Here is a 20653-nt window from a genome sequence, read left to right as displayed (position 1 = left end):
CTGTATGCCAGAATTATTGCTGTTGAGCAAAAATACTTTTCGATTGGTGCCATTATCATCCGGTCAACCAGCGACTAAACTGCAGCCATCAACGAAACAGGAGAACACCATGAAATCTCGCGCTGCGGTTGCCTGGGAAGCCGGCAAACCCCTCACCATTGAAGAAGTGGACGTACAGGGCCCGAAGGCGGGCGAGGTGCTGGTGCGCATCGTCGCCACCGGCGTCTGCCACACCGATGCCTTCACCCTGTCCGGTGCCGATCCTGAAGGCATCTTCCCGTCGATCCTGGGTCATGAAGGTGCCGGTGTCGTGGAGGAAGTCGGCCCCGGCGTCACCACGCTGAAGCCGGGTGATCACGTCATTCCGCTGTACACCGCCGAGTGCGGCAAGTGCAAGTTCTGCCTGTCCGGCAAGACCAACCTGTGCCAGGCGGTGCGCGCCACCCAGGGCCAGGGCCTGATGCCGGACGGTACCAGCCGTTTCTCCATCGGCGGCAAAACGCTGTACCACTACATGGGCACGTCCACCTTCTCCGAGTACACCGTGGTCCCGGAGATCTCTCTGGCCAAGATCCAGATCGACGCGCCGCTGGAGAAAGTCTGCCTGCTGGGTTGCGGCATTACCACCGGTATCGGTGCGGTGCTGAACACGGCCAAGGTTGAGCCGGGCTCCACTGTGGCGATCTTCGGCCTGGGCGGCATCGGCCTGTCCTGCATCCAGGGTGCCCGCATGGCCGGTGCCGAGCGCATCATCGCCATCGACATCAACGAAGACAAGTTCGAGATGGCGCGCCAGTTCGGTGCCACCGACTGCGTCAACCCGAAGGACTACTCCGATCCGATCCAGCAGGTGATCGTGGACATGACCGACGGCGGCGTGGACTACTCCTTCGAGTGCATCGGCAACGTACAGGTGATGCGCTCGGCGCTGGAGTGCTGTCACAAGGGCTGGGGCGAATCCATCATCATCGGTGTGGCCGGTGCCGGTGAAGAGATCTCCACCCGTCCGTTCCAGCTGGTGACCGGACGCGTCTGGAAAGGCTCCGCCTTCGGTGGCGTAAAAGGCCGCAGCCAGCTGCCGGGCTACGTCGAGGACTACATGAACGGCAAGATCGAGATCGATCCGTTCATCACCCACACCATGGGTCTGGAGGATATCAACAAGGCGTTCGACCTGATGCACGAAGGCAAGAGCATCCGCTCGGTGATTCTGTTCGATCAGTAATCCGAGGTTGGTTCTGAGGGTGCCTTCGGCCGTGGTCGCCGCTTCCGCCTGACGCGCCGTGAACCCATCCATGGGGGCTCCCTGCCGCTATCCGACCGCCATGGATGGCGGGAGTGTCGATAATGCAGGAGCATTTATCGATCCTGGCGGCAGAGGGTCAGTCATAAGCGGCAACCCCGTCCATGGACAGTCTGTGCCGCCGCGAAAACAACCACTGCACGGCGATAGATCGTGTGTACAAGGTTGAAATAACGGCTATACGTCTGGCACCCAAACGTGCCAGCGTGGAGATGACAGGGTTGATCGACCGTATGGCGCCATGGATGGCGCCATCGAGCCCCCAGGGAAGGGTTTATGGCGTGTCGAGCTACCCTGTCATCTCCAAAGCACGGCCCCCATCCGCTCCATCCGCCTCTGCCACATAAAAAGCCCAAGGAGAACAGCATGTCTCAAACAGCCCCCGAGCTGATCGCCAGCAACAAGTGCTTCGATGGCTGGCTCAAGCGCTACAAGCACCGCTCAACGGCGACCGGCACGGAGATGATCTTTGCCATCTACCTGCCGCCGCAGGCACAAACACAACCGGTGCCGGTACTCTACTGGCTGTCCGGCCTGACCTGCACCGATGAGAACTTCATGCAGAAGGCCGGTGCCCAGCGCATCGCCGCCGAGCTGGGCATCGCCATCGTCGCGCCGGATACCAGCCCGCGCGGCACCGACCTGCCCGGCGAGCATGACAGCTATGATTTCGGCTCCGGCGCCGGGTTCTACGTCAACGCCACTCAGGCACCCTGGGCCGCGCATTACCAGATGTACGACTACGTGACGGCTGAACTGCCCGCGCTGATCGAGCAGCACTTCCCGGTCACCGACAAGCGTGCCATCAGCGGTCACTCCATGGGTGGTCACGGTGCATTGATGTGTGCGCTGAAGAATCCGGGCCGTTACGCCTCGGTGTCCGCCTTCGCACCGATCAGCAACCCGAGCCATTGCCCCTGGGGCGAAAAAGCCCTGAGCGGTTATCTGGGTGAGGATAGAGACAGCTGGAAAGCATGGGACAGTTGCGAACTGATCGCCAGCGCTACAGAGAAGCTGCCGATTCTGGTGGATCAGGGCGAGGCCGATGATTTTCTGGCCGAACAGCTCAAGCCCGAAGCGCTGCAGGCCGCCTGTGACGCCGCGGGTCACCCGCTGGAACTGCGCCTGCAGCCAGGGTACGACCACAGCTACTTCTTCATCGCCAGCTTCATCGAAGACCACCTGCGCCATCACGCCAGGGCGCTGAAGGCCTGAAGCCCGCCACAAAAAAACGCCGATCAGCACCACACTGATCGGCGTTTTTCGTCTGCGGAAAGCGAAGGCTTAGAGCGCGGCCAGAATGGTCTCGGCGCTGCTCTTGTCGATGCCTTTTTCGTCGATGTTCAGCAGTTCGACCTTGCCGTCGTTGACGATCATGGCATAACGCTGGCTGCGCTTGCCGAACTGGATGCCGGACAGGTCCTGATCCAGGCCCATGGCGGCGGCAAATTCACCGATGCCGTCCGCCAGCATGGTGATCGCTTCGGCGTTCTGCGCCTTGCCCCAAGCGTCCATCACGAACACATCGTTCACAGACGTGCAGATGATGCTGTCCACGCCCTTGGCCTTGATCTCGTCGGCCTTGACCACGAAGCCCGGCAGGTGGGTCATGGAGCAGCCCGGCGTGAAGGCACCCGGTACGGCAAACAGCACTACTTTCTTGCCGGCAAAGAGGTCGGCCGTATTGACCGCTTCCGGGCCTTCAGCGCCCATGACGCGCAGCTCTACATTGGGAATGGAATCACCGATCTGAATGCTCATGCTTATTCTCCACTGGCTATAGTTGACTGAACTACTCGGGATTGTAGCAGGGCACTATCCGCCCTGCCTATCACTCGGCACCCGGTGTTAGAAATACAGGTTCTGAAAATACAGGTTCTAGCCATTCGGGTCTAAAAATACGGGTACTGAAAAGGGTGCCCGGCCAATCGTGTCAGGCCCGGAGTGTTCAACCAATATAGTCGATCCAGCCCTGCAGCAAACCAATGAAATCTTCCAGCCCTGCCTCGCAGGCCTCGTCGGCCAGGCCATAACCGTCCTCCAGTTCATCGGTATTGCCCTCGGACTGCGGCCAGACCCGGGCGCTTTCGCTGTCCAGCTGCAGGCTCAGCTCATGGCCGTGCCAGTCGAACTGGCCCCGGCGCTCGCTCAGCCGCTGTTCGGCCTGCTGCAGAATGCGTAGCGCCTCGCTGCGGTTGCTGCCCAGCTCCTCGCTCAGCCAGCGCCCAAAGAGCGCCTGCTCCATCTCCACCACCGCCTCGGGCTCATCGTAGAGATCGCGTCTGAAGTCATATTCCATCTCGGTGTGTCTCCGCTCATGCATCTATTCGCGCGCCACGCGCGTAAACTCGACATAATACAACAGCCTGATCAGGGCCGGACGCCCAGGAGATGCCATGAGCACCACCAACTCCAAACCCCGTCGCGCGGCGGCCGTGCCCAGCAGCCGCCTGTCCCGCATGGCCAGTCTGACCGGACTGGCCGGTCGCGTGGCCGGTAATCTGGTGACTGAAAGCGGCAAGCACTGGCTGCGCGGCGAACGCCCGGTGATGTCCGAGCTGCTGCTCAGCCGCAAGAATCTGGAGCAGGTGGCCGACAAGCTGGCGCGGATGCGCGGCGCGGCGATGAAGTTGGGTCAGCTGATCTCGATGGACTCCGGCGCCCTGCTGCCACCGGAGCTGGCCGCGGTGCTGGAGCGCCTGCGCGATGACGCCGTGATCATGCCCGCCGCCCAGCTGGTCGGCGTGCTGGAGGCCAACTGGGGCGAGGACTGGGATCAACGCCTGGCCCAGTTCAGTTTCGAACCGGTGGCCGCTGCCTCCATCGGTCAGGTGCACAAGGGCCGCACCCATGCCGGGCGCGCGCTGGCGATCAAGATCCAATACCCCGGCGTGCGCCGCAGCATCGACAGCGATATCGACAACGTGGTCTCCCTGCTGCGCCTGAGTGGCCTGCTGCCTCGTGAACTAGAGATCGATGCGCTGGTCGAGGAAGCCAAGCACCAGCTTCGACTGGAAACCGATTATCTGCACGAGCAGCAGCAACTGCTGGGCTATGCCGAGGCATTGGTCGCCTTCCGGCACCGTGACGCCCTGGCCCTGCCCGGCGTGGACACCGAACTGTCTACCGAACAGATGCTGTGCATGGATTTCATCGACGGCGTCAGCCTGGAGCATGCAGCCGAGCGCCAACCAGACCTGCAGCACCATATTCCGGCGCTGCTGCTGGAGCTGTTTTTCTGTGAACTGTTCCAGCTGCGTTGCGTGCAGACCGACCCCAACCCGGCCAATTACCAGTACAACTTGGAACAGGACCGGCTGGTGCTGCTGGATTTCGGTGCGGTGCGCCACTTCTCGACCGACTTCGTGCACCACTACGGCCGTGCCATCTGCGCCGCGACCGACCGCAACGCTGACGAGTTGGCCGCCGCACTGGAAACCCTGGGATTCTTCAGCCAGCGCCATGATGCCGCCAACCGTCAAGTGGTGCTGGAGATCTTCATGGAAGCCACCGAGCCGCTGCGCACGCCCGGCCCCTATGACTTCGGCCAGTCCGACCTGGCCCAGCGCATCCACGAACGCGGCATGGCGATCAGCAGCGACCCCGAAGCCTGGCACACCCCCCCGGCGGATGTGCTCTTTCTGCATCGCAAGATGGGCGGACTGTTCATGCTGGCGGCACGGCTGGGCGCCCGAGTGGATGTGCATGCCATTTTCAACCATTACCGGGAGCAATTATGACTCTGCTGACGTCGTTTGATACTCCAATCACGGCTGTACTGGTGGGCGCCAGCGGCGGCATCGGCCGTGCTCTGCTGGAAGCTCTGCTGGCCGATGAGCGCGTGGCGCGAGTACATGCCCTGTCCCGCTCGGCACCGGCGGACGCCGAAGCGCTGCAGGCACAACAGGGTGACCGGCTAACGCTGGAGAGCATCGATCTGACCGATGAGTCCAGCATGGCCGCGGCCGCCGAGCAGCTCAAAGACACCGCGCCACAGCTGGTGCTGGTCGCCACTGGGCTGCTGCACACAGACGGCCACCCGCCGGAGAAAAGCTGGCGGGCACTGAATGCGGACTACTTTCATCAGCAGATGCAGATCAACGCCCTGGCGCCGGCGCTGCTGGCCAAGCACCTGATTCCACTGTTGCCCAGGAATCAACGTGCAGTGTTTGCCGCACTGTCGGCGCGGGTCGGCAGTATTGGCGATAATCACCTGGGCGGTTGGTACAGTTACCGCGCCAGCAAGGCGGCGCTGAACATGCTGCTGCGCTGTACCGCTATCGAAGCCAAGCGGCGCTGGCCGCAGCTGGTGGTGGCGGGGCTGCATCCGGGCACCGTGGACACGCCGCTGTCGCAGCCGTTTCAGGCGCGGGTGCCCGAGGGCAAGCTGTTCACCCCGGCCTTTGCCGCCGAATCGCTGCTGCAGGTGGTGGATGGCCTCAGTCCGGAGCAGAGTGGCCAGGTGTTTGCTTGGGATGGCCAGCGTATCACGCCCTGATCACATGTCGCTTTCAACCGGCGTCCAGCGGATCTCGACTTCACGCACGCCCCAGTTACGGGCCGCATCCACATCTTTGCCCATGTAAATATCGATCTTGCGGGTCCAGCGCTTGTTCATCTTGTCGAGCACCCGGTACTGACCTGGCAAGCCCTCGATTTCGATCAGGGTGTTGTGGGTCAGCCCTTCCTTGATCAGATCCCGCGATACCGCCACCGCCTTCATGCCCGGTTTCAGAGTATCGCCCCAGGCCGCCAAGGTCGGGTTGGCATTGGTCTGCGCCACCAGTGAATTGTAGGCACTGGCCTTGACGGTCAGGGCGCGCCCCTCCGGGGGCTTTTCCACACAGCCGACTAATAGCACCGATGCTGCCAGAGACAGACACTTTAACGAAGAAGCCTTCATTTACCTTCCTTTTGTAAAATTTTGCTGACAGATTAACGATTCGGCAGTATAAAAGACAATTCTCTGTTGCGGAGGATGCCCACGTGTATTCACCCCCTGAACTGCCCATTGATCTGCGTGAGTCCCTGTTCGACCGTATCGCCGATACGCTGGTCGACAAGGGTTATATCATCCTGCCGTCCGCGCTGCCGGAAACACTGGGCCGAGCCTTGTATGAGCATCTGGACAGCTTCTCGCCGCGACAGATGCAGCAGGCCGGTATCGGCCGTGAGCAAGACCATCAGCTGAAGGCTGATATACGCCGTGACCAGATTCGCTGGCTGGGGCGCCAACACCCGGCGGAGGCCGACTATCTGGACTGGATGAGCGATCTGCGCGAGGGGCTGAACCGGCGTCTGTTCATGGGCCTGTTCGACTATGAGGCACACTTTGCACACTACCGCGCCGGGGCCTTCTACAAGCGTCACCTGGACGCCTTCCGCGGTCAGACCAACCGGGTGCTGACCACTGTGCTTTACCTCAACCCGGACTGGGACGAACACGCCGGTGGCGAACTGCTGATCTGGCCTGAACCGGACAGTGAAACCCCAATCGAGCGGGTGGTGCCGCGCATGGGCACGCTGGTGATCTTCCTCAGCGAGCAGTTCCCGCACGAGGTTCTGCCCGCCGCTACCGACCGCTACAGCATTGCCGGCTGGTTCCGCGTCAATGCCAGCATCAACAACCAGATCGACCCGCCACGCTGAGCGGCCCTACAGCAGCTTCAACGGCGGCTGACGCAGGGCCGATAGCTGCTCACGCAGCTGCAGAATGTGCTCACCCCAGTAGCGCTCGGTATTGAACCAGGTAAAGCTGCGCGGAAACGCCGGGTCTTCCCAGCGCCGCGCCAGCCAGGCGCTGTAGTTGAGCATGCGCAGGGTGCGCAACGCCTCCACCAGGTGCAACTCACGCGGGTCGAAATCGGCAAACTCGTTGTAGCCCTCGATCACCTCGGCCAGCTGCAGCTGCTGTTGCTGGCGATCGTCACCGGTCAGCAGCATCCACAGATCCTGCACCGCCGGCGCCATGCGCGCATCGTCGAAGTCGACGAAGTTGGGGGTATCGTCCCGCCAGAGGATATTGCCGCCATGGCAATCGCCATGCACGCGGATATTGCGCACCTCACCCGCCACGGCATAACAGGCTTCAATGCCCTGCAACAGGTCATCCGCCAGGCTGGTATAGGCTTCCCGCAGCGAGGCCGGAATGAAATCCCGGGCAATCAGTTCGATGCTGTCACGGCCATAGTTCTGGATATCCAGCGCCGGGCGGGCCACAAAGGGACGTGCGGCGCCCACCAGATGAATCCGCCCCAGAGTCTGCCCCAGCTGATACAGATGATCGGCGTCGCCCAGTTCCGGGGCACGGCCGCCACGACGCGGATAGAGGGCAAAGCGATAATCACGGAAGTGAAACAGGCTGTCGCCATTATCCAGCTGCAACGGGGCCACCACCGGCAGCTCCTGTTCGGCCAGTTCGAAACAGAATGCATGTTCTTCCATGATCTGGGCATCACTCCAGCGCCCCGGCCGGTAGAACTTGGCAATCAGCGGTTCGGCTTCGTCCAGCCCGACCTGGTAGACCCGGTTTTCATAGCTGTTCAACGCCAGTATGCGCCCATCGCTCAGGTAGCCCATGGACTCCACGGCATCAATCACGGTGTCGGGAATAAGCTGATAAAAAGGCTGGGAAACATTCGCGGACATGAGACACCTGCAGCTGTAAATGAAGTGCCATTCTAGCGCCATCCGGCGCACGGAAGACAGCCGTTGCTGCAACCGTTGAGTTCCACCGGAAAATCGTTAACAGTAGGCGCCTTCATCCACACAAAGAGCATGTGATGCGTAAACCGGTTTCATTCCTGCTGGCCCTGGCCACCACCTCCCTGCTGGTGGCCCCCGTCAGTGCCGATTCTCTCGTTTCCGCCACAACACCGGAGCGTATTGTCGATGTGGCGCGTGGCTTCGGCTCCGCCAGCCTGAGCACCGATAATTACGGCGACCCACTGATTACCGGCCGCATTGAAGGCATTAAGTACGGTATCTTTTTTTACTCCTGCACCGACAATGCCGATTGCAAGGATGTGCAGTTTTCAGCGGTCTGGAGCGATATCAATGTCAGCCTGAGCCGTCTTAACGAATGGAACCGCGAGATGCGCTTTGGCAAGGCCTATCTGGATGCCGACGGTGACCCCACGCTGGAGATGGCCGTCAACCTGCGCCACGGCGTCAGCCAGAACAACCTGGACGACACCATCGACTGGTGGCGCGTGGCCAGCACTGACTTCGAAAAATTCATCAATGAGGCCGAAGACACCGGCTCGCTGATCACCAACTGATTCGGTACCGACCTGTGCCGGGTCAGCTCGTCGCACCCGGCAGCAGGTCTTGATGCATCTCCGCCAGTATCCAGTCCCGAAAGGCCTCCATGCCATAGGTCAGCTGCCGCTTCTCCTGATACACCAGGTAGAACCCCTTGGGCTTGTCCAGGGTAATGTCGAACGGCACCACCAACTGACCTGAATCCAATTCACGCTGTACCAGTGCCCGATCCGCCAACGCCACGCCGATGCCCTCAATGGCGGCCGATACCGCCAGCGCCGTGCTTGAAAACGACATGGTACGGGTCAGCCCGGTGGCCCGGACCCCCAGCTGACGCAGAATCTGCGGCCATTCCTGCCGCCGTCCGGTAACGTGAATCAGTGTCTTGTCCAGCAGGTCTCGTGGCTCCTGCAGGCCCTTGCCCGCCGCCATCAGCGCCGGGCTGCACACCGGCGTCGACACCAGATGACGCAGAAAATGGATATCCACCCCCTGCCAGCTGCCCTCGCCGTAATAGACCGCCATGTCGGTATCCGAGTGTTCGAAATCCACATAGCCGGTAGTGGCGCTGAACCGCAGCTCCACATCCGGGTACTGCTCCTGAAAGCGTGAGATGCGAGGCACCAGCCAGCGACTGAGAAACGCCGGTGCCACGCTGATGTTCACGGCACTGAGGTTGGGCGAGGTCATCAACCGGCGGGTGGCACTTTCCACCTCATCCAGCGCCAGCTGGATCGACGGCAGATAGCGCTCGCCGGCCGCCGTCAAGCTGACCTGGCGACGCTCACGTCGAAACAGCTTCACGCCCAGGAATTGCTCGAGTGACTTGATTTGATGGCTGATGGCCGACGGGGTGACACAGAGCTCTTCAGCAGCCTCGTTGAAGCTTTGCAGGCGGGCGGCGGACTCAAAACTGCGCAGGGCATTGAGGGGGGGCAGACGGCGAATGGCGATTCTCCTCGAAGGGCTGGGCGACTGTTTAGTTTTTTTCAACTATAGCCTGAAAATCTATCCTTTGTCGCCTGCCTTTTTAGACCTTAGTATAAGCCCTGTAAATTAACTGACTCATTAAGGAGCTCTACTCTCAAATGTCCGACTTCAACCGCATGGTAATGACACAGAATGGTCTGGTAGACGTGGATTACTATGTTGAACAGGCGCGCCGTGAGCGTTCCGCTTTCATCATGAACGGCATCAAATCACTGGTTCGCGGCATTGTTCGCATGGTCAAGCCCCGTCGCCCGCTGGCTGGCGCTTCCGCTCTGGTGAACTGAGTAGACGCGGGGTGGAGCCTCACTCTCCACCCCCTCCGTCTTCCTTCACTCTGCCACCGGCAGCCCGCTTTCCCTCTCATCCGCCTCCACCTCTGACAATGCCTGCACCAGCGCATCGAAACAACGCTTGTCGATGGCCGTATGCAGACTCTCGCGCATCATCTCCAGTGCCTGCCGCACCGGAATCGCTCCTCGGTAGGGACGTTCGGCCGTAATCGCATCGAAAATATCCGCTGTGGTAATGATTCGGGTTTCCAATGAGATTTGTTCATCCTTAAGCCCCCGTGGATATCCCGTGCCATCCAGGCGTTCATGGTGCGCACCCGACACCTGTGCCAGTTCATCGAAGACACCGATGCGAGACAGTATGTCTTCGGTAAAACCGGCGTGACGCTGCACCTGCTGCCACTCGTCCGCCTCCAGCTTGCCCGGCTTGTCCAGAATGCTATTGCTGACCCCAAGCTTGCCGATGTCGTGCAGCAGCGCACCGCGCTTGAGCCAGCGCCGTCGCGGCATGGGCAATCCAAGCTGTTCGGCGATCATGTCCGTGTAGAGCGCCACGCGCTCGCTGTGACCTGCGGTATAGGGACTCTTGGCATCCACCACCTGACCGAAAGCCGCCGCGATGCGATCCAGGCAGTCATCATCCACGGTCCATTCATGATCGGCCGGTGACAAGCCCAGAATACGAGTGCTCAGGTCATCGCTGTTGAGTACCCGCCAGAAGTCGGGCTGCGCCACGGCCTGCTCGAGTGCAGCCACCAGCTCAGGGTCGAACCAGCGCCCACTGCGATCCCGGGCTTCCGCCAAGGCCGCCTGGGGGCCCGCGCCGGTGTAGAACACATCCACCACCTGAGCCAGCAGCGCGATACGGGAGAACAGCGGAATGTCTGCCCCCTTGAGCCCCCGGGGACGGCCGCTGCCGCACCAGTGTTCATCCAGGCCCTGGATCCCCTCGGCCACACTGGCATCAAACCCCAGATCACGGGCGATGGCGGCACCACGCTCACAACGGGTTTGAATCAACTCGTTGGCCAGTTGATCCCCTTCACGCACCACTTTGAGCAGGCGCTTGAAGCTGTCAGCGATGCCCTGGTCACGGCCGGTATGCTTGAGCAGAAAGCGTACCACCTGGCCCAGGCTGTCATTGACCCACTTGAAGTCACGCTTGAAGCTCAGGTCATCAGTACCGTACAGCTCACAGATCCGTGCCGCGTTGCTGCTGCAGCCCAGATCCTTGAGCAGCAGAGTGTAATACAGCGCCCAGCGCTGACCATCATCCAGCCCCAGCTGGTCCGCCAGCTGCATGCCGATCCAGCAACAGCGCATGCAATGCCCCGGCGGCTGGCCTTCCGTCATATCCAATGCATGGGATAGCGCGCTGATCAATTCGGACAGTTTCAGTCCGTCATAGCGGGTATTGTGCCAACGCTCCATAACAGGCCCTCGGAACATGGTATTTTTGATTCAGTGATGGCGCCTACGGACATCAGGCCCAGCGGCTGCCGGCCCGGAACCAGCGCGGCCAGGCCGCGTTGAGCCAGATGGCTGCCAGGATCACCGCTCCGCCGATCAGCAGTCGCGGCAGGTCCGCATCCCGGTTCCAGACCACCAGATTCACCACCAGCCCCGCCGGGATGAGCGCATTGTTCATGATGCCCAGAGTACCGGCATCCACCAGCGTAGCGCCCCGGTTCCAAAAGAAGAAGCCCAGCCCCGACGCCACCAGCCCCAGCCAGGCCAGCACACCCCAGTGTAGACCGGTCTGCGGCAACTTGTCCGGGTTCCCCAGCAGCAGCCAGGCGGGCAACACCACCAGGAATGCGCCAATGAAGAAAAAGCCGAAACCCTGCCAGGCCTGGCGCCCGACATGATCGTAATGACGACTCAGATGAGCATAGCCAACCTGCCCGGCGGCAAACGTCAGGTTGGCCAGCTGCAACAGCACGAAGCCCCGAATAAAGTCGTCGCTGACCTGGTCATAGCGGATGATTGCTGCCCCCATCACCGCCACCAGAGTGGACATGACGGGCGCCAGGGCGAAGCGGCGCTTCAGGGCATTGTCGATCAGCGCGACATACAGCGGGGTAAAGATGGTGAACAGCAGCACCTCGGGCACGCTGAGATATTCAAAGGAGAGATAGAGACCTATGTAGGTCAGGCCGAACTGGAGCGCACCGACTCCAGTAATCCCGGCCATCAGCCCCGGCGGCAGGCGGCCGGGCCGCAACAATGGCAGAAACAGGGCACTGGCCAATACCACCCGGGTCAGGACGGCAAAGTAACTGTCGACCTGACCCGCCAGGTATTCGCCGATCAGGCTGAAGGAAACGGCCCACAACAGGGTAACCGCAATCAAATAGGGCATCGGACGGGTCCTTGCATCACAACGGGGAAGGCAAGGATACCGCGTCCGGCCCCATTACACAGCGTCAGAGAATCAGGGGCACGGCGGTAGGCAGAGGACGCGATGCCTCCTGCAGGGCCAGGTACTGATCCGGGCTCAACACCAGCGCCTGCTCCAGATCCACGCGGATACCGGCCTGCTGCTGCAACAGCCGCTCCAGTTCGGCCCGGCCGGGACGCCCCTCGAAGCTGATTTGACGGCTGTCATCCAGCGTGCCGGCATCCGCACGTGCCCCGCCGGGCAGGTAGATGGTGCCGTTGCTGAAATCAACGGCAAACACGATAACGCCGGGGACAAAGAAGAACAACAGCCCGAGGCCGTCCAGTACGGCAACGCCGGGATCAATGCGCCCGCTGGTCTGGCCCTTGCGTTCGGGATGCATGATGGTGCCACAACCGCCCAAGGTCAGCGCCACCGTTAGTATCAGGGCTACGGGAGTCGAACGGCGTGGGAAATAAGCTCGCATGGGGCCTCCGTGAATCAGCTCTGGGTACGGGACATGAGGGCTTCGGCATAGGCCTCATACTGGCCCAGCTGAGGTCCGTCATCAATTTCCAGTGTCCGCAATTGCTGGGGTGCCGCCAGCGGCTGCAGAGGGGGCAACACGCGCTCGCGAGCCATGGGGTTCAGTATATGCGGCTCTTCATCCGTGGTCAGAATAACCAGCCGGGGACCCTGTTGAAACAATACCGGTTTCAATGCTTCCGGCAGACCAATGACGGTCAGCATGACCGTGAGTACCAATGTCAGACGTACCATCCTGTTTGCTCCTTTCCGTGACTGCAGAAGAACACAAACACGAATCGTGCCATAAAAATAAAAAACTTTTATAAACAACAATTTATATAATATTTTTCTGGGTAATCCCGGGTTCAGCCGAAGGCTGGTATGTAACCCGTGAAAAAGTGTCGCGTTTTGAACGACCGTATACTCAAGTGTATGTAAACTTATTTTAAATCAAGCACTTACAGTGTCTCTTGATAGTGACATGAAGGATAGGTGACATAAAAAACCCGGCACGCCAAAGGCAGTGCCGGGTCTCCATTACCGTACCGGTACCTGATCAGTTGATCTTAGCGTCCAGCTCACCGGTCATGTAACGCTCGGACATGTCCTCCAGCGAGACCGCCTTGATCTTGCTGGCATGACCGGCGGTTCCGAAGGCTTCATAACGGGCGATACAGATTTCACTCATCGCCTGCATGGTGGCCTTGAGGAATTTGCGCGGGTCAAATTCGGCCGGGTTTTCCGCCAGGAAGCGACGCACGGCACCGGTAGATGCCAGACGCAGGTCGGTATCAATATTGACCTTGCGCACGCCGTACTTGATGCCTTCGACAATCTGCTCGACCGGCACACCGTAGGTTTCCGGGATCTCGCCGCCAAACTGGTTGATCACCGCCAGCCACTCCTGCGGCACGGAAGAGGAGCCGTGCATCACCAAGTGGGTACCCGGGATACGGTCGTGGATCGCCTTGATGCGATCGATCGCCAGGATGTCACCGGTCGGCGGCTTGGTGAACTTGTAGGCACCGTGAGAAGTACCGCAGGCGATTGCCAGCGCATCCACGTTGGTGGCCTTGACGAAGTCGGCCGCTTCGTCCGGATCGGTCAGCATCTGGTCGTGGGTCAGGATGCCCTCGGCACCGATACCGTCCTCTTCACCGGCTTGACCGGTTTCCAGAGAACCCAGGCAGCCCAGTTCGCCTTCCACCGAGACACCACAGGCGTGCGCCATCTCAACGGTACGACGGGTCACGTCGACATTGTAGGCGTAGTCGGTCGGGGTCTTGCCGTCTTCACCCAGGGAGCCATCCATCATCACCGAGGAGAAGCCCATGGCGATGGAGCGCTGGCAGACCGCCGGGCTGGTACCGTGGTCCTGATGCATACACACCGGCACGTCCGGAAACTCTTCGATCGCGGCCAGGATCATGTGGCGCAGGAAGTTGGAACCCGCGTATTTGCGCGCACCGGCAGAGGCCTGCACGATCACCGGCGAGTCGGTCTTGGCCGCCGCTTCCATGATCGCACGCATCTGCTCCAGGTTGTTGACGTTAAACGCCGGAATGCCGTAGCCATATTCGGCGGCATGGTCCAGCAGCTGACGCATGGAGATCAAAGCCATGGTTTCACCCTTTGAATTGGTTCATCAAAAATTCTGTTCTTGGCAGGCCGTTCAGCACTGCATTGCCCAAGTAAAACAGAGCTAACTCTCACGTTTCCTAGCGGGGCAAGGCGCAGGCCGTATTTGCTCAGGGACGCTGTAAATACATCCCTGTACGCTTCAACCGCCGCATCCCTGCGGCGGATGACCCCGAGCAGACACAACCTGCACCTTTCTAACAGTCTCTGCCCAACCTGCATATCGGCTCGGGTGCTGGTCTTGTCGGGCAGTCCGCGACATGGATGTCGCGGTCGGAGCCTACAAGGACGTATCCACGGCGTCCCGACAAGATTGGCGCCCGAGCCGAGCCACCTGAACAAGACCTGGCTTGCGCAAGTGACTGATGGTTCACTTCGCCGCGCGTGCTTCCAATACCGCAACCGCCGGCAGTACCTTGCCTTCCACAAACTCCAGGAAGGCACCGCCGCCGGTGGAGATGTAGGAGATCTTATCAGCGATGTCGTATTTATCCACCGCGGCCAGAGTGTCGCCACCGCCGGCGATAGAGAAGCCTTCGCTGTTGGCGATCGCCAGTGACAGCGCCTTGGTGCCCTCGCCGAACTGATCGAACTCAAACACGCCGACCGGGCCGTTCCAGATAATGGTACCGGCGCTGGTCAGCAGAGCGGCCAGGTTCTTGGCAGACTCGGGACCGATATCCAGGATCATCTCGTCATCGGCCACATCATCGGCGGACTTGGTCACCGCTTCGGCGGTTTCGGCGAACTCTTTCGCCACGACCACATCCACCGGCAGCGGGATATTGACCTTCTCCATCAGCGCCTTGGCGGCCGGAATCAGGTCATGCTCGCACAGCGACTTGCCCACCGGCTTGCCAGCCGCCGCCAGGAAGGTGTTGGCGATACCGCCACCGACGATCAGCTGATCGCACTTCTCGGACAGCGCATTCAGCACTTCCAGCTTGGTGGAGACCTTGGAGCCGCCGACAATCGCCGCCATCGGACGTGCCGGGTTGTCCAGCGCCTTGGCCAGGGCATCCAATTCATTAGCCAGCAGCGGACCCGCACAGGCAACCGGCGCAAACTTGGCCACACCGTGGGTAGACGCCTGGGCGCGGTGCGCGGTGCCGAAGGCATCCATCACGTAGACGTCGCACAGCGCCGCCATCTGCTTGGACAGGGCTTCGTTATCCTTCTTTTCACCGGCATTGAAGCGCACGTTTTCCAGCAGGACCAGTTCGCCCTCTTCCACCTCAAAGTCACCGTCCAGCCAGTCCTTGACCAGCGGTACCGGACGCTGCAGTAGCTTGCTGATGTGCTCGGCCACCGGCGCCAGCGAGTATTGCTCTTCGTATTCGCCTTCGGTGGGACGGCCCAGGTGTGACATCACCATCACCTTGGCACCGGCCTTCAGCGCCACTTCAATGGTGGGCAGGGAGGCACGGATACGGGCATCGGAGGTCACCTGACCATCCTTGACCGGAACATTGAGGTCTTCACGGATCAGCACGCGCTTGCCGGCCAGATCCAGATCCGTCATCTTCAAAACGCTCATCAGAGGGATTCCTGTTTCTTGTTTGAGTCGGTTATTCAGTCCTTGAGCTTGAGCCAGTACCGGGATACATCCAGCATCCGGTTGGCAAACGCCCATTCGTTATCAAACCAGCACAGCAGCTTCAACAGCCGGCCACCCGCAACGCGGGTTTGGGTACCGTCCACCACGGTGGAGCGCGGGTCGGTATTGAAGTCCATGGAGGCGTGCGGTTCCTCGGTGTAGCCCAACAGCCCTTCCAGACCGTTGCCGGCCGCTTCGCGCAGCATGGCGTTGACGGTGGCGGCATCGGTGTCACGGCAGAGATTCACCGACAGGTCCATCAGCGACACATTAATCGTCGGTACCCGTACATGCAGACACTCAAACCGACCAGCCAAATGCGGCAACAAACGGTCGATGCCGCGCCCCAGGCCGGTATCCACCGGGATGATCGACTGCATGGCACTGCGTGCCAGGCGCAGATCACTGCGATGGTAGCTGTCGATCACCGGCTGATCGTTCATCGCCGAGTGAATGGTGGTGGTCACGCCGCTATCGATGCCGAAATGACGATCCAGCAGATTCAGCACCGGCACCACACAGTTGGTGGTGCAGGAAGCAGCCGAGGCGATACGGTGCCCGGCGGCGAGCGTATGCTCGTTGAAGCCGAACACCACGGTCGCATCAATATCCGCCTGCGCCGGATGCGAATACAGCAGCCTGCGCGCACCGCTGGCAAGATGCCGCTCGGCATCTGCACGCGTCCTGAAGGCACCGGAGCATTCCAGCACCAGATCCACGTCCAGCGCCTCCCAGGGAATCTGCTCGGGCTCGGCATGGCTGAACACGCGAATGCGATCACCGTTAATCAGCAGCACCTCACCGTCATTCTCCACCGTGCCGGGGAAACGGCCGTGCGTGGTGTCATAGCGGGTCAGGTAGGTGAGCGTATCCAGACCGGACAGCTCATTGATCGCCACTACCTGCAGTTCCGACTGCAGGCCGTGTTGATAGATCGCTCGCAGGACACCCTGTCCGATGCGGCCATAACCGTTGATCGCGATTCGATAGCTCATGCCAGTATCTACCAGGTGCCGGGTGCGTACCTGCACCCGGCCGGGGTGCGTTTACAGCAGGCCTTCAACCGTGCTGACAACGTTATCGACGGTGAAGCCGAACAGTTTGAACAGCTCGCCGGCCGGAGCCGATTCGCCGAAGCTGCGCATACCGACAATGGCGCCGTTCAGACCGACGTACTTGTACCAGAAGTCGGCGTGGGCCGCTTCCACGGCGACACGTGCGGTCACGGCTGCCGGCAGCACCTGCTCCTTGTAGGCGGCGTCCTGCTTGTCGAAACGCTCGGTACAAGGCATGGACACGACGCGGATCTGCTTGCCCTTGGCGGTCAGGGCATCAGCGGCTTCCATCACCAGGGATACCTCGGAACCCGTGGCGATCAGGATCGCATCCGGGGTACCGGCACAGTCACGCAGGATGTAACCACCGCGCTCGATGGCGGCGATCTGGTCGGCGTCACGGGTCTGGTGCGGCAGGCCCTGACGGGAGAAGATCAGGGAACTCGGACCATCCGTGCGCTGCACGGAAGCTTTCCAGGATACGGCCGATTCCACCGCATCGCAGGGACGCCAGGTTTCCATGTTCGGGGTCAGACGCAGGTTGGCGATCTGCTCGATCGGCTGGTGCGTCGGACCGTCTTCACCCAGACCGATGGAGTCGTGGGTGTAAACGAACAGCACGCGCTGCTTCATCAAGGCGGCCATGCGCACCGCGTTACGGGCATATTCCATGAACACCAGGAAGGTGGCGCCGTAAGGAATGAAGCCGCCATGCAGGGCGATGCCGTTCATGATCGCACTCATGCCGAACTCACGCACACCGTAGTGGATGTAGTTGCCGCTGGCATCGTCGCGGGTCAGGCCCTTGGAGCCGGACCACAGCGTCAGGTTGGAACCGGCCAGGTCGGCAGAGCCGCCCATGAACTCCGGCAGCATCGGACCAAAGGCTTCGATGGCGTTCTGCGAGGCCTTGCGGGAGGCGATGGTGTCGCCCTTCTCGGCCACCTGCGCGATCCAGGCATCGGCCTTGTCACCGAAGTCCGCCGGCAGATCACCGGACAGGCGACGCAGCAGCTCGTCGGCCAGTTCCGGGTACGCCGCCTTGTAGGCGTTCAGGCGTTCGTTCCATTCGTTTTCGGCACGGCTGCCGGCTTCAGCGGCGTTCCAGTCGGCGTACAGTTCTTCCGGCACTTCGAACGCCGGGTGCGGCCATTCCAGTGCGGCGCGGGTCAGCGCGATCTCGTCATCGCCCAGCGGGGCGCCGTGGCAATCTTCCTTGCCCTGCTTGTTCGGGGAGCCGAAACCGATCACGGTCTTGCAGCAGATCAGGGTCGGCTGTTCACCATTGTTGCGCGCCTGTTCGATGGCGGCACGGATCTGGTCGCTGTCGTGACCATCCACGCCACGGATCACCTGCCAGCCGTAGGACTCGAAACGCGCCGGCGTATCGTCGGTGAACCAGCCTTCCACTTCACCGTCGATGGAGATGCCGTTGTCATCCCAGAACGCGATCAGCTTGCCCAGACCCAGGGTACCGGCCAGGGCGCAGGCTTCGTGGGAGACGCCTTCCATCAGGCAGCCGTCGCCCATGAAGGTGTAGGTGTAGTGGTCGATGATGTCGTGACCGTCGCGGTTGAACTGGGCTGCCAGCGCCTTTTCGGCCACGGCCATGCCCACCGCGTTGGTGATGCCCTGACCCAGCGGGCCAGTAGTGGTTTCCACGCCTGGGCAGTAGCTGTATTCCGGGTGACCCGCCGTCTTGGAGTGCAGCTGACGGAAGTTCTTCAGGTCCTCGATGCTGACATCGTAACCGGTCAGGTGCAGCAGCGAGTAGATCAGCATGGAGCCGTGGCCGTTGGACAGTACGAAGCGGTCACGGTCATACCAGTGCGGGTTGCCGGGGTTGTGCTTCATGAAGTCGTTCCACAACACTTCGGCAATATCCGCCATGCCCATGGGGGCACCCGGATGACCGGATTTGGCTTTCTGTACGGCGTCCATGCTCAATGCGCGGATCGCATTGGCAAGTTCTCGGCGAGAGGACATCAATCTACTCCTGGGGCTGGACCCAACCTTGAGGTTTACGGATTCGGGATTAAAGGCGCAATTTTCACCCAGATGGCGACCGGCTTCAAATCCAAAAACGCAAATAGAGCGTTTTTCATGGCCATTACCTAAAAAATTCAAGCAAAAATGTGGCCGAGGTTATGCAAGCCGCGCTGGCTGGCGTTAATATAACCGGTTTGAACAACACCATCTTCAGCGATCAGTCCGGCCGTGCCGGCTGCGCCCAACCCTGTTGTGAGGATTATTTGCGGAAATGAGCGAATACAGCCTGTTCACCTCCGAGTCTGTGTCCGAAGGGCACCCGGACAAAATTGCCGACCAGATCTCCGATGCCGTACTGGACGCGATCATCGCGGAAGACAAGTATGCCCGTGTTGCCTGTGAAACCATGGTCAAGACCGGTGTGGCGATCGTTTCCGGCGAAATCAGCACCTCTGCCTGGATCGACCTGGAAGATCTGGTGCGTGGCGTGATCTGCGACATCGGCTACACCTCGTCCGACGTCGGTTACGACGGCGACACCTGTGGCGTGATCAACATCATCGGCAAGCAGTCCGTGGACATCGCTCAGGGCGTCGACCGCAGCAAGCCGGAAGATCAGGGCGCCGGTGACCAGGGCCTGATGTTCGGCTATGCCTCCAACGAGACCGACGTGCTGATGCCGGCACCGATCACCTTCTCCCACCGTCTGGTGGAGCGCCAGGCGGAAGCGCGCAAGTCCGGCCTGCTGCCCTGGCTGCGTCCCGATGCCAAGTCCCAGGTGACCTGCCGCTACGAGAACGGCCAGCCGGTAGCGATCGACGCGGTGGTACTGTCCACCCAGCACAACCCGGACGTCTCCCAGGCCGACCTGCAGGAAGCGGTACAGGAACTGATCATCAAGCACGTGCTGCCGGCCGAGCTGCTGCACAAGGGCACCCAGTACCACATTAACCCGACCGGCAAGTTCGTCATCGGCGGCCCGGTGGGTGACTGTGGTCTGACCGGCCGCAAGATCATCGTCGACACCTACGGCGGCATGGCGCGTCACGGTGGTGGCGCCTTCTCCGGCAAGGACCCGTCCAAGGTCGACCGTTCCGCCGCTTACGCCGGTCGTTACGTCGCGAAGAACATCGTCGCGGCCGGCTTGGCCGATCGCGTCGAGATTCAGGTGTCCTACGCCATCGGTGTCGCCGAGCCGACCTCGGTATCGATCAACACCTTCGGCACCGGCAAGATCAGCGATGACAAGATCATCGATCTGGTGCGCGCGTACTTCGACCTGCGTCCGTACGCGATCACCCGCATGCTCGACCTGCTGCACCCGATGTACCGTCAGACCGCGGCGTACGGTCACTTCGGTCGCAACCCGTTCGAAATGACCGTGGGCGATGACACCTTCCTGGCCTTCCCCTGGGAAATGACCGACAAGGCGGACGCCCTGAAGGATGCGGCGGGCCTGTAACACCGGCTATCCATCTGTACTGTCTGCCCACTTATCAGTGGCAGGCAGTACGATCGAGCCGCCTTTTCCACCCGCTGTGGTAATAGGGTCAGCTCTGTCTGACACACCATAAACCATCCCTGGCCGCAGACGGTCAGCCAGATCTAACCCACCCCCTG

General features: G+C 61.0%; 21 protein-coding genes. 8 read left to right on the top strand and 13 right to left on the bottom strand.

What is annotated here, in order from left to right; genetic code table 11:
* Positions 1 to 109 precede the first annotated feature (109 nt).
* Together KTN04_RS08240 and fghA are read left to right on the top strand one after the other, a co-directional pair.
* A complete protein-coding gene (locus KTN04_RS08240; RefSeq protein ID WP_217334744.1) occupies positions 110 to 1225 on the top strand; it encodes an S-(hydroxymethyl)glutathione dehydrogenase/class III alcohol dehydrogenase in 1116 nt (371 codons plus the stop codon).
* A gap of 444 nt (positions 1226 to 1669) precedes the next feature.
* Positions 1670 to 2518, top strand: coding sequence for an S-formylglutathione hydrolase (gene fghA, locus KTN04_RS08235; RefSeq protein WP_217334743.1), 849 nt, complete (start codon positions 1670 to 1672; stop codon positions 2516 to 2518).
* Positions 2519 to 2587: 69 nt separating this feature from the next.
* On the opposite strand, the gene KTN04_RS08230 is transcribed toward fghA, so the two are convergent.
* Entirely contained in the window at positions 2588 to 3064 is a 477-nt protein-coding gene (locus KTN04_RS08230) for a peroxiredoxin (protein WP_217334742.1), read from the bottom strand.
* 187 nt (positions 3065 to 3251) lie between these two features.
* Entirely contained in the window at positions 3252 to 3602 is a 351-nt protein-coding gene (locus tag KTN04_RS08225) for a YacL family protein (RefSeq protein WP_217334741.1), read from the bottom strand.
* A 97-nt stretch (positions 3603 to 3699) separates the two neighbouring features.
* Between KTN04_RS08225 and KTN04_RS08220 the strand changes: the two genes are divergently transcribed.
* Together KTN04_RS08220 and KTN04_RS08215 are read left to right on the top strand one after the other, a co-directional pair.
* On the top strand, positions 3700 to 5043 hold the full coding sequence (locus tag KTN04_RS08220) for an ABC1 kinase family protein (RefSeq protein ID WP_217334740.1): 1344 nt from the start codon (positions 3700 to 3702) through the stop codon (positions 5041 to 5043).
* Positions 5040 to 5801, top strand: coding sequence for an SDR family NAD(P)-dependent oxidoreductase (locus KTN04_RS08215; RefSeq protein WP_217334739.1), 762 nt, complete (start codon positions 5040 to 5042; stop codon positions 5799 to 5801). The genes KTN04_RS08220 and KTN04_RS08215 overlap by 4 nt, the downstream gene beginning before the upstream one ends.
* Here the strand turns inward: KTN04_RS08215 and KTN04_RS08210 are convergent, their stop codons facing one another.
* Positions 5802 to 6206, bottom strand: a complete 405-nt coding sequence (locus KTN04_RS08210; protein WP_254262449.1) for a 3D domain-containing protein — start codon at positions 6204 to 6206, stop codon at positions 5802 to 5804.
* Positions 6207 to 6289: 83 nt separating this feature from the next.
* Between KTN04_RS08210 and KTN04_RS08205 the strand changes: the two genes are divergently transcribed.
* Entirely contained in the window at positions 6290 to 6952 is a 663-nt protein-coding gene (locus KTN04_RS08205; protein WP_217334738.1) for a 2OG-Fe(II) oxygenase, read from the top strand.
* Positions 6953 to 6958: 6 nt separating this feature from the next.
* Here KTN04_RS08205 and KTN04_RS08200 read toward each other — a convergent pair whose 3' ends face one another.
* Positions 6959 to 7951 carry a serine/threonine protein kinase gene (locus KTN04_RS08200; RefSeq protein WP_217334737.1) on the bottom strand — a complete coding sequence of 331 codons (993 nt, stop codon included), beginning with the start codon at positions 7949 to 7951 and terminating at the stop codon, positions 6959 to 6961.
* Positions 7952 to 8085: 134 nt separating this feature from the next.
* Here KTN04_RS08200 and KTN04_RS08195 point away from each other — a divergent pair, with 134 nt between their 5' ends.
* A complete protein-coding gene (locus KTN04_RS08195) occupies positions 8086 to 8583 on the top strand; it encodes a YbjN domain-containing protein (RefSeq protein ID WP_217334736.1) in 498 nt (165 codons plus the stop codon).
* 22 nt (positions 8584 to 8605) lie between these two features.
* On the opposite strand, the gene gcvA is transcribed toward KTN04_RS08195, so the two are convergent.
* Positions 8606 to 9559 (bottom strand): transcriptional regulator GcvA, encoded by a 954-nt coding sequence (gene gcvA, locus KTN04_RS08190; RefSeq protein ID WP_254262448.1) that lies wholly within the window; start codon positions 9557 to 9559, stop codon positions 8606 to 8608.
* A gap of 95 nt (positions 9560 to 9654) precedes the next feature.
* On the opposite strand from gcvA, the gene KTN04_RS08185 reads away from it, so the two are divergent.
* Positions 9655 to 9840, top strand: a complete 186-nt coding sequence (locus tag KTN04_RS08185) for an RSP_7527 family protein (protein WP_217334735.1) — start codon at positions 9655 to 9657, stop codon at positions 9838 to 9840.
* A 45-nt stretch (positions 9841 to 9885) separates the two neighbouring features.
* Here KTN04_RS08185 and KTN04_RS08180 read toward each other — a convergent pair whose 3' ends face one another.
* From KTN04_RS08180 to tkt, 8 genes are all read right to left on the bottom strand, one after another.
* Entirely contained in the window at positions 9886 to 11277 is a 1392-nt protein-coding gene (locus tag KTN04_RS08180; protein WP_217334734.1) for an HD-GYP domain-containing protein, read from the bottom strand.
* Positions 11278 to 11329: 52 nt separating this feature from the next.
* Positions 11330 to 12208: an EamA family transporter gene (locus KTN04_RS08175; protein ID WP_217334733.1), complete on the bottom strand. Its 879-nt coding sequence runs from the start codon at positions 12206 to 12208 to the stop codon at positions 11330 to 11332.
* Positions 12209 to 12272: 64 nt separating this feature from the next.
* The gene (locus KTN04_RS08170) at positions 12273 to 12713 is read right to left on the bottom strand and encodes a hypothetical protein (protein WP_217334732.1); all 441 of its coding nucleotides are present in this window, start codon (positions 12711 to 12713) and stop codon (positions 12273 to 12275) included.
* A 14-nt stretch (positions 12714 to 12727) separates the two neighbouring features.
* Entirely contained in the window at positions 12728 to 13006 is a 279-nt protein-coding gene (locus KTN04_RS08165; protein WP_217334731.1) for a hypothetical protein, read from the bottom strand.
* A 304-nt stretch (positions 13007 to 13310) separates the two neighbouring features.
* Positions 13311 to 14375, bottom strand: a complete 1065-nt coding sequence (gene fba, locus KTN04_RS08160; protein WP_217334730.1) for a class II fructose-bisphosphate aldolase — start codon at positions 14373 to 14375, stop codon at positions 13311 to 13313.
* A 387-nt stretch (positions 14376 to 14762) separates the two neighbouring features.
* Positions 14763 to 15929 (bottom strand): phosphoglycerate kinase, encoded by a 1167-nt coding sequence (locus KTN04_RS08155; RefSeq protein WP_217334729.1) that lies wholly within the window; start codon positions 15927 to 15929, stop codon positions 14763 to 14765.
* 35 nt (positions 15930 to 15964) lie between these two features.
* Entirely contained in the window at positions 15965 to 16984 is a 1020-nt protein-coding gene (locus KTN04_RS08150; protein WP_217334728.1) for a type I glyceraldehyde-3-phosphate dehydrogenase, read from the bottom strand.
* 51 nt (positions 16985 to 17035) lie between these two features.
* Entirely contained in the window at positions 17036 to 19030 is a 1995-nt protein-coding gene (gene tkt / locus KTN04_RS08145; RefSeq protein WP_217334727.1) for a transketolase, read from the bottom strand.
* 274 nt (positions 19031 to 19304) lie between these two features.
* Here tkt and metK point away from each other — a divergent pair, with 274 nt between their 5' ends.
* On the top strand, positions 19305 to 20495 hold the full coding sequence (gene metK / locus KTN04_RS08140; protein ID WP_217334726.1) for a methionine adenosyltransferase: 1191 nt from the start codon (positions 19305 to 19307) through the stop codon (positions 20493 to 20495).
* Positions 20496 to 20653 lie beyond the last annotated feature (158 nt).

Origin of the sequence: Marinobacterium weihaiense, assembly GCF_019061305.1 — a bacterium.
Taxonomy (GTDB): domain Bacteria; phylum Pseudomonadota; class Gammaproteobacteria; order Pseudomonadales; family Balneatricaceae; genus Marinobacterium; species Marinobacterium weihaiense.
The sequence above is the reverse complement of the archived record's forward strand: the minus strand, read 5'-3'. Positions and strand labels throughout refer to the sequence as shown.